The 7,345-nt window shown below is 69.5% G+C and carries 6 protein-coding genes; 5 read left to right on the top strand and 1 reads right to left on the bottom strand.

Annotated elements, in window-relative coordinates; all coding sequences use genetic code 11:
* Positions 1-2 precede the first annotated feature (2 nt).
* The 5 genes from GXP39_02855 to GXP39_02875 all read left to right on the top strand — a co-directional run bounded on the left by GXP39_02855 (position 3) and on the right by GXP39_02875 (position 6,028).
* Positions 3-1,445 (top strand): cobyrinate a,c-diamide synthase, encoded by a 1,443-nt coding sequence (locus GXP39_02855; protein ID NOZ26976.1) that lies wholly within the window; start codon positions 3-5, stop codon positions 1,443-1,445.
* Positions 1,438-2,394 carry a cobalamin biosynthesis protein CobD gene (gene cobD / locus GXP39_02860; GenBank protein NOZ26977.1) on the top strand — a complete coding sequence of 319 codons (957 nt, stop codon included), beginning with the start codon at positions 1,438-1,440 and terminating at the stop codon, positions 2,392-2,394. Before GXP39_02855 ends, cobD begins: the two co-directional genes overlap by 8 nt.
* Before the next feature lie 3 nt (positions 2,395-2,397).
* Positions 2,398-3,513 carry a histidinol-phosphate aminotransferase family protein gene (locus GXP39_02865; protein NOZ26978.1) on the top strand — a complete coding sequence of 372 codons (1,116 nt, stop codon included), beginning with the start codon at positions 2,398-2,400 and terminating at the stop codon, positions 3,511-3,513.
* Entirely contained in the window at positions 3,495-4,994 is a 1,500-nt protein-coding gene (locus GXP39_02870; protein ID NOZ26979.1) for a cobyric acid synthase, read from the top strand. Before GXP39_02865 ends, GXP39_02870 begins: the two co-directional genes overlap by 19 nt.
* Positions 4,995-5,161: 167 nt before the next feature.
* Positions 5,162-6,028 (top strand): GHMP kinase, encoded by an 867-nt coding sequence (locus GXP39_02875; GenBank protein ID NOZ26980.1) that lies wholly within the window; start codon positions 5,162-5,164, stop codon positions 6,026-6,028.
* Between the two features lie 17 nt (positions 6,029-6,045).
* Here GXP39_02875 and GXP39_02880 read toward each other — a convergent pair whose 3' ends face one another.
* On the bottom strand, positions 6,046-7,035 hold the full coding sequence (locus tag GXP39_02880) for a C-terminal binding protein (protein NOZ26981.1): 990 nt from the start codon (positions 7,033-7,035) through the stop codon (positions 6,046-6,048).
* Positions 7,036-7,345 lie beyond the last annotated feature (310 nt).

The raw sequence follows: 7,345 nt of genomic DNA on the forward strand, positions 1-7,345 counted from the left end.
TCATGTTGGTCGGTGAGGGACACAAGGAGCACGGCACGGCGGTCCCACGGCTGGTGATCGCCGGGGCGAGCAGCGGCGTGGGCAAGACCACGCTGACGGCCGGGCTCATCGCCGCGCTGCGCCGCCGGGGTATGGCGGTGCAGCCCTTTAAGGCCGGGCCGGACTATATCGATCCCTCCTATCACACGCTGGCCGCCGGCCGGCCGTGTCGCAATCTGGACACCTGGATGCTGCCCCCTGCCGCCGTGCGAGCCTCCTTTTTGCGGGCCTGCCGGGGAATCGACCTCGCCGTCATCGAGGGGGTCATGGGGCTGTATGACGGGTTCGGGTATGAGACGGAGGAGGGGAGTACGGCTCATCTGGCGAAGTTGCTGGATGCCCCCGTGGTGCTGATGCTGGACGCGGCCCGGATGGCGCGCAGCGCCGGGGCGGTCGCCCTGGGCTATCTGCGCTTCGACCCGAATCTGTCACTGGCGGGTTTCATCGCCAATGGCGTCGGGAGCGCCTCACACGGTCAGGGCGTGGCGGCCTCGGTGGAACGGGCCACCGGCCTCCCGTGCTTCGGATGGCTGCCCCGCCTGGACGACCTGCGCATCCCCGAGCGGCATTTGGGGTTGGTGCCCACTGCCGAATCCGGCCGCTGGGAGGCCTTCGTCGACGCGGCCGCGGAGCACGTGGCCCGCTACGTCGACGTGGGCGGACTCGTCGCCGCCGCTCGTCGTGCTCCGGCGCTCCCCTGCTCGGACGAGAGCCCATCGAGGGGCCGGGTTGCCTCTGTCTCCCGCGTGCGTGTGGCCGTGGCCCGGGACGAGGCGTTCAGCTTCTACTATCAAGACAACCTGGACTTGCTGCGCTCGGCGGGGGCGGAGATCGTCTTCTTCAGCCCGCTGCGCGATGGGGAGTTGCCGCCTGGTGTGTGTGGCCTCTACATCGGCGGCGGCTTTCCGGAGATGTATGCGGCGGCGTTGGCGGAGAACGAGCCCCTGCGCGTCGCTTTGCGGCGGGCCATCGAGAGCGGCCTGCCGACTTACGCCGAATGTGGCGGCTTGATGTACCTGACCGGCTCCATCACCGATTTGAGCGGCATGACCCATCCCATGGTGGGGGTGCTGCCAGGGCGCTCCGTGATGGTGGAGAGGCTCACCATGGGGTATCGCGTGGTTACCACCTGTGCGGAGACGATCCTGGCCCCGGCCGGGCTCGTCCTGCGCGGCCATGAGTTCCACTATTCGGATTGGGTCGATCGCCCCGCCGACCTTCCTGCCGCCTATGCGATCGCCCCTCGACGGGGCGGTCCCGCCCGTCCGGAGGGCTATGCCCGGGACAACCTGCTGGCCTCTTACGTGCATTTGCACTTCGGGGCCGCTCCGCAGCTGGCCGCCCGTTTCGTGCGCGCCTGTCGGGATTGGGCCGCGCGTCTGGGCGCGGGAGGACGTGGTGAGTAGCCGGGCTTTCGTCCCCGTACTGGCCTTTCTGATCGACGGGGTGTTGGGCGATCCGCCCAACCGGTGGCATCCGGTGGCCTGGCAGGGGCGCCTGCTCGCCTGGGCGGAGAGATGGGGCCCGGCGGGAGATGGGGCCCGCTTCCTGTACGGCGCGATGGTGGTGGCGTTCGGCGCCGGGCTCAGCGCGGGCACCGCCGGAGGGATCAGGCGGCTGAGCCGGCATCTGCCCATGGCGATCGGCGTGCTCATGGAGGCCGCCGCCCTGAAGCTGGCGATCGCGGCGCGTGGGTTGGATCGTGCCGCCGCTCAGGTGGAGACGTCCCTGCGTCAAGGGGATCTGGAGGAGGCGCGTCGGCTGCTCGGCTGGCATCTGGTCAGCCGTCCCACGGACGACTTGTGTGCGGAGGAGGTGGCCGCCGCCGCTGTGGAGTCGGTGGCCGAGAACCTGACCGATGGCCTGATCGCCCCGCTGTGCGTCTGGACTGCTGGAGGGCTGCCGGCCGTGTGGGCGTATCGCTTTGTGCAGACGGCCGATAGCATGTGGGGGTATCACGATCCGGCTCATGAGTGGCTGGGCAAGCCGGCCGCCCGGCTGGATGATGTGCTCAACTGGCTGCCGGCGCGGCTGGCGGTGGGGCTGCTGCTGGTGGCGGCGATGTTCCTCGGGGAAGACGCGCGGGGCGCATGGCGGGCGCGTCGCTCTGAGGCGGGACGTACCGTCAGCCCGAACGCTGGCCAGACGATGGCGACCATGGCGGGCGCGCTGGGGGTCACGCTCACCAAGCGAGGGCATTACTCCCTGCGCGGCGGCGAGGCCCCGATCACGCCCGAGACGCTGCGCCGGGCGAGGAGGCTGGTCGCGGTGGCGGGCGCGCTGGGGGTGGCGTTCTGCGTCGCCTGGCGGCTGTTGGTAGATAGGACTCGACGATCCGATTGCGGAGGGCGGTGACGAATGCAGACGGAGCTCCTGTCCCCTGTGCCACGGCCGGAGGTGCTGAACCTTCGACCGGATGCGCATGGCGGTCCGGACTACGCCGAGCTGGCTCGCCTGGGCCTGAGCCCGGCGGACGTGTTGGATTTCAGCGCCAGCACGAACGCCTATGGGCCGCCCCCGGGCGTCGTCGAAGCCATGGCTGCCGTGGATGTGACCCGCTATCCCGACCGCCATGCCACGTCCCTGCGTCGGGCCATCGCCGCCCGAGAGGGGGTATCGCCGGCCGAAGTGTTGGTGGGCAACGGCGCCGCCCAGCTCATCTGGCTGGTGGCCATGGCCTATCTACGTCCCGGCGATACGGCTTTCATCATCGGCCCCACCTTTGGGGAATATCGCGTGGCCAGTCGGTTGATGGGGGGGCGGGTCGTGGAGTGGCGGGCGGCCGAGGAGGCCGACTTCCACCTGGATCTCCCCGCTTTGGAGGCGGCGCTGGCGAGCCGTCAGCCTCATCTGGTCTGGCTGTGCAATCCCAACAATCCCACCGGCATCTACCTGAGCGCGGGGTCGATCGCCCGGCTGCGTGCGGCCGCCCCTTCCGCCCTGTGGGTGCTGGACGAGGCCTATCGCTCCTTCGTGGCGGAGCCGTGGCCGAGCATCCCCTTGATCGCCGACGGGCGTGTGGTGTTGCTGCGCTCCCTCACCAAGGACTACGCCTTGCCCGGCCTGCGGCTGGGCTACGCGCTGGCCGCGCCGCCGGTGATCGACGCGCTGGCCCGGGTGCAGCCGCCGTGGAGCGTCAGCGCGGTGGCCCAGGCGGCCGGATTGGCGGCCCTGCACGATCGTGAGCACGTGCTGCACACCGTTGCCTCCCTGCGCGCGGAGGGGGCCACATTGCGAGAGGCGCTGCGTGCGCTGGGGTGGCGGGTCCTGCCGTCGGCCACCCACTTCTTCCTGGTCGAGGTAGGCGATGCGGCGGCCGTCCGGAGTTGGCTGCTGCGGGAGCATCATATCCAGGTGCGGGATTGCCGTTCGTTTGGGCTGCCGCGCTTCATCCGGGTGGCGGCCCGGTGTCTGGAGGAGAACGTTCGCCTGGTGGCGGCGATGGAGGCCCTGCGATGCTCGCGGGAACGCTGATGGTCCAGGGGGCCGCCTCGTCTGTAGGCAAGAGCCTGCTGGTGACCGGGCTGTGCCGCCTGTACGCCCGGCGTGGGTTGCGGGTGGTGCCCTTCAAGGCCCAGAACATGAGCAACAACGCCGGCGTCACGCCCGAGGGGGGCGAGATCGGCCGCGCGCAGGTGAGCCAGGCTGAGGCGTGTGGCATTCCCCCGCACGTGGACATGAACCCCATTCTGCTCAAACCCGAGGCCGACAGCCGCTCCCAGGTGGTGGTGCTGGGCCGTCCCTGGGCTACCCTCCCCGCGGGCTCCTATTACCGCCGGAAGGCCGAGCTGTGGGATGTCGTCGTTGGGGCGCTGGCCCGCCTGCGCGCTCGCGCCGACCTGGTCATCATCGAAGGGGCCGGGAGCCCCGCCGAGCTCAACCTCCGGCGGGGGGACATCGTCAATATGGCCGTGGCCCGGCACGCGCAGAGCCCGGTCCTGCTGGTCGGCGACATCGATAAGGGGGGCATCTTCGCGCAGTTGTTGGGGACGCTATGGCTGCTGGAGCCGGAGGATCGGGCCCTGGTGAAGGGGCTCATCGTCAACAAGTTCCGGGGTGCCCCGGCCCTCTTCGTGGAGGGCGTGCGCATCCTGGAGGAGCGCGGCGGTGTTCCCGTCCTGGGCGTCGTCCCCTGGCTGCCGGATCATGGCATCGCCGAGGAGGACGCGGCGACGCTGGAGGAGGCCCCGCCCTCCTCGGGGTCGGACGCCGGCGGGCGAGAGCTGGACATCGCCGTGATCGCCCTGCCCCGCATCGCCAATTTCGACGACTTCGATCCGCTGAGCATGGAGCCGGGCGTGCACGTGCGCTTCGTGCGCACGGTGCGTGCGCTGGGGCGGCCGCACGCGATCATCCTGCCCGGCACCAAGCACACGCTGGCCGATCTTGCCTGGCTCCGGCGGACCGGGCTGGCCGAAGCGATCCTGGCGATGGCCCGTCGCGGTGTGGCGATCGTGGGCATCTGTGGCGGATATCAGATGTTGGGGCAGTCCATTCGTGATCCCGAAGGGGTGGAGGGCGGCGGGGAGGCGGAGGGCCTGGGGCTGCTGCCGACCCGGGTGGTCTTTCATCGGGAGAAGGCGACCTGGCAGGTGCGCGCCCGGCTGTGTGGAACCCTGCCCTGGCTGGAGTCCGGGGATGAGCTGACCGGCTATGAGATCCACATGGGGCAGGCGGAGACGCCAACGCCCCTCCTGGAGATCTACCGTCCCGACGGGGAGCGGGTGCCTGACGGCGCCGCCACGGCCGACGGCCGGGTGTGGGGTACGCACCTGCACGGCTTGTTCCTGAACGACGCCTTCCGGCGGAGCTGGCTGCGCAGCCTGGGATGGCGGCCGCCGGACGAGGCCCGCTCTGCCGCCGCCATCCGGATGGCCGCCTATGATCGTCTGGCCGATGCATTGGAGGCCGCGCTGGATATATCGCGCTTGGACGCCATCCTGGAGGAATCCTGAAAAACCGCCGAGGCGCGGAGGACGCAGAGGCAAAATCTACCTCTAAGGCAGGTTCTTCTGAGTGGGGGGATGCCGGTTGTGTAGGGATCTTTACTCAACTTCAAAACCTCTGTGCTCTCTGTGTCTCTGCGGTGATTTTTTCAACGTATTCCTCGGATGGTGAGGCCATGCGGGACGTCGTCTCCTCGGAGCCCATCACCGCCACCGTGACCCTCCCCGGCACCTGCGGCGAGTGGGTGCAGGGGACCCTGGAGGGCGTTCCCTGTCTGGTCTCCTGTCCCATCGACTGGTACGCCCATGTGACGGTGACGCTGGACGCCCCGCCGGGGGTGTGGCGTGTGCCCTCCCACGCTCCCAAGGCCGCCGCCGCGCTGCAACTGGCCCTGGCGGCGCGAGGCGATCCGCCGGTTGGCGGCGCCTTGCGGCTGGACAACCCCCTGCCGCGCGGGCGTGGATATGCCTCCAGCACCGTAGATGTGGCCGGGACCATCTACGCCGTTGGGGAGGCGCTGGGCGTGCCCTTCACCCCGCCCGAGGTGGCGGCGCTGGCCGTGCAGGTGGAGCCCAGCGACAGCATCCTCTTCCCCGAATGGACCCTCTTCGCCCACCGGGATGCCGCTTTCCATCGGCCGTTGGGGACGCCGCCGCCGCTGGCGGTGGTGGTGCTGGATCCCGGTGGCTCCGTGGACACCCTGGCCTTCAACGCGACGGACCACCGGGCGATGTTACGCCGGCTGGCGCCCCTTCACCGGGAGGCCTTCGCCTTGTTGGAGGCCGGCCTGGCCGCCGGTGACGCGACCCTGGTGGCCCGGGCCGCTACCCTCAGCGCCTCGGCCCATCAGCAGATCCTCCCGAACCCTTTGGTGGACACGGCCTTGCGTTTGGCGCGCCGATCCGGCGCGCTGGGCGTCTGTCGGGCGCACAGTGGCACGATCGTGGGGCTCCTGTGCAGCCCGGGGGACGCGGCAGAGATGGCCTCGTGGATCGCCGAGCGCTTGCCCGGCGTCCTGGTTCGTCCTCATCGCTGCCTTTGAGGAAGGACGAGCCGTCGCTAGTGTGCGACGGCTCGGGGCTGGACCTCGGGATTCACCGGGTTGCGTGGCCTCTGGCCGGACAGAACCCGGACGACCTCCTCCGCCGCCTTCTGCTGCAGCTCCACGATGGATCTCTCCGAGTACCACGCGATGTGCGGCGTGATGATCGCCTTCGGCTCCGAGAGGAGCGGCTCGTCCGGCGGCGCGGGCTCCTGTTCGAGCACGTCCAGCCCGGCCCCGGCGATCCATCCTTCCTGCAGGGCCTTCAGCACCGCCGCGTTGGAGACGATGGGGCCGCGCGCCGTGTTCACCAGGATCGCAGTGGGCTTCATGCGTTGCAGCTCGGCCTCGCCGAACATGCCGCGCGTCTCCTCGGTCAGCGGCGTGTGGATGGACAGCACGTCGGAGCGGGACAGGAGCTCGTCGAAGGATACCGGCTCCGCCCCGGCCGCGGTGAACTGTTCAGGCGGGATGTAGGGGTCGCAGGCGATGACGCGAAAGCCGATCCCGGCCGCCTTGCGCGCCGCCGCCGACCCGATGCGCCCCAACCCCAGGACGCCGAAGGTCAGCCCGGCCAGGCGGGGAACGTCTCCCGTCACGCTTTCCCCCCAGCTCGGGCGATGGGCGACCTCGATCTCCCATGGCAGGCGGCGCAGGCAGGCCAGCGTCAGCAGGATGGCGTGGGCGGAGACCTCGTCGATGCAGTAGTCGGGCACGTTGCACACGTAGATCCCGTGCTCGGTGGCGGCCTCCACGTTCACGTTATCGTATCCGACGCCGTAGCGCACGATCACGCGACATCGCCGCAACCCGGCGATGATCTCCGGGGTGATGGGGGCCATGCCGACCAGCAGCGCGTCGGCGTCGGCTGCGATGGAGAGGATGTCCTCCGGTCGGGGAGAGGGGGAGACCACCAGGTGGGCGTCTGCCTCCTCCAGGATGCGGATCTGCACGTCCAGGCTTGGGTATTGGTGATCGGTCACAACAACGGTAAATGCGGGTGTCATGGGGCCTCCTCCAAGGTTGATCGGCGATCAGTGTAGCCGGCTCGTCGGGGGACGTCAAGTGGGAACGGGAGTCGGTTCCCGTATCGCGCAGGGGGATCGGGGCCTGTTCGCCCCCGGCTTGCAATCGCGATGGCGTTGCGCTATGATGGCCGTGTATTCGGTTGCAGCCGGGTTTCCATGATTCGAAGTGGAAGCCGCCTCAGGGCGCGCCTGAGGATGTGTCTGAAAAACACATCGCGAACCTACAAAGAGTGTGTCTGAGAAATGTCGCTGCTTCTGCTGTGGGGAGGCCCGGAGGGGCGGAGCCCCT

This window comes from Chloroflexota bacterium, assembly GCA_013152435.1.
GTDB lineage: Bacteria > Chloroflexota > Anaerolineae > DUEN01 > DUEN01 > DUEN01.